The sequence below is a fragment of the Moorena sp. SIO3I6 genome, assembly GCF_010672095.1.
In genome coordinates, this window is sequence record NZ_JAAHHU010000718.1 from 1 (window position 1) to 2,378 (window position 2,378).

A 2,378-nucleotide genomic window follows, 5' to 3' on the forward strand; every position below is an offset into this window, starting at 1 on the left:
TGTTTAGTCTCTCAGTTTAAAGACTATCGAGTATCCCTTCAAAACCCATATTATCATCCCCTACTCTTGTTTTTAGATTACATCCTTCAACAACCTCAAAGATATAACTTAGATGACCAAGATCTCAAACTATTTCAAAAAATAATTTCTATTGGTCTAGAAAAAATTAAAAAAATAGCGCATGAAATTAGTGATGATCCTAATTTTCGTGAAAATAACGATAAAATTGATAACTATTTGGATAAGGTTAAACTAAAATTAATACAAGAAGGCTCTTTAGATATTCAGTATGATGTGAATTATCAAGAACAACACTTTAATCTTGTCAGTAAAATTCCTAATTTTGAAATTCCTTTCGTAGTCTGGAATATGAGAGGGGATGCTTTTTTCATATTCTCTGACTTACCCTCTATTAATACTAAAATTAATAGTAAAATTTTACAACAATATTCTAGTCAATGCTTACACTATGGAAAAGAAAAAACTACTGTATCTAGTTTTGGACAACTTCTTAATGCAAGAGTTCCTTCTAATGTTTGCTTTGCTATAGCCATTGTTAAGGATTTAGAACCAGAAATTAAGGAGAGTATACGAACAGAAAATCCTTTGGATTTTGAGACAGACACATTATGGTACAGAGTACCTGTTGTTTACTGCTTAAGTGACGCACAACTTTATTTTTATGACCAACCTTCATCATTCTGGGAAAAGTTCAAAGGAGAAATAGTCTGGAAAAGATTGAGACAAGTTATTGAAACCACGTTAACTCTTTAATACTTTTCTCAAATCAGCTAGTTTCCTTGTAGCTGACTATCAAAAACTAAAACAATCACTTACTAGAGGCAAACTAAATTGAAAAACACTGGCCTATTCTCAGATTTACCACCAGATGATATTATCCAACTAGAAGATTCATTACTAAATATATTTAGTAATATTGATGGCATAGCAGGAAGAAAAGGTCTACTTATAAAAGCTGGAGTTGATAAATACTTTATTAATAGGCTGAATTTTAATTCAAACATTAATGAATTTATCACTAGTTTAGTCTCTCAGTTTAAAGACTATCGAGGATCGAGTCAAAAAGAGTATCATCCCCTAGTATCGTTCTTAGACTATATCCTTAAAGAACCTCCACAAAAATATAATTTAGATGACCAAGATCTAGAAATATTTACAAAACTACAAACAGGATCTGGGATTAAAGCACCGTCATCAACAACTATTGATATCCTAATCATCACTGCTCTAAAGGATGAACTTGATGCCCTCAAGAACTGCGATAATCAATCGGGAAAAACCTGGCAAGAATTGAAGGATAGTTCTGACTACCCCTATTACCAAACTACTTTAACCCATAGCAACGGCACTCAATTAACTATTGTAGCAGCTCACCCTGTGGAAATGGGAGAATACTATACTAATAACCTGGCTACTCGCCTGGTTTCGGAATTAAAACCCCGTTGTTTAGGGATGACTGGAGTATGTGCAGGGAATAAAGAAAAAACGTTTTTAGGGGATGTGGTTGTTGCTAATCGAGTCTTTAAGTTTGACTATGGTAAACTGGTTGCTTCCTATGAAAACCAACATGGTAAACAAATTATTACGGAAGAAATATTCCATGATATTCGCACCTATAATCTCAAAGGTCAATGGGACATTACTATTCAAAATTTTCCTGAGGATTGGCTAAATACTATTCAAATACCTAGACCAAAATCTTACTATCATCAAGAACGTTGGTTACTCCACAAGCTTTATGATTATCAACAACAGCCAGACTGTTATCACAGTCCTCAATCTCATCCAGAAAGACGAACAGAATGCCCGGATTGGAGAGAGGTTAGGAAACGTTTAATAGAAAAAGACTTATTAGAGAGCGATGGCTTGGGATTAACTGAACAAGCTATTAAAGAAATCAATAATGAACGACTAGACTATTTAGAAGAGGAACATTACAAAGACCCCTTAAATCCTCAAATTAAAATTGGTGTAATTGCTACTACCAGTAAAGTCCAAAAAGACCCTAAACTCTTTGAACGTCTGGAAAAGCTGCAACGGAAAGCATTAGGGGTAGAAATGGAAGGTGCAGCGATTGGTGCAGTAGCTGAAATCCACGAAATCCCGATGATTGTGGTTAAAGGAGTCCAAGATTACGCTGATTATGATAAAAATGACCAATTTCGCCACTATGCAGCCGAAGTATCAGCCCGCTTTTTATTAGCTTTTTTCACCACTTAGGGGACTTGCCTGTAAAAAAAATCCCAATTCAAGTAGGGTGGGCAAAGTTCTATTATCTAGAATACTCATTTGAACCAAACTGTTTTTGCCCACCCTACAAGTAAAAAAAATCCCAATTCAAGTAGGGTGGCCAAAGT

At 34.7% G+C, this 2,378-nt stretch carries 2 protein-coding genes; both read left to right on the top strand.

The features are described 5' to 3' along the window. On the top strand, window positions 1-774 hold a 774-nt coding region (locus F6K49_RS41770; protein WP_293107124.1), incomplete at its 5' end, for a hypothetical protein. A gap of 78 nt (window positions 775-852) precedes the next feature. Beyond that, window positions 853-2,241: a hypothetical protein gene (locus F6K49_RS41775; RefSeq protein WP_293107127.1), complete on the top strand. Its 1,389-nt coding sequence runs from the start codon at window positions 853-855 to the stop codon at window positions 2,239-2,241. Window positions 2,242-2,378 lie beyond the last annotated feature (137 nt).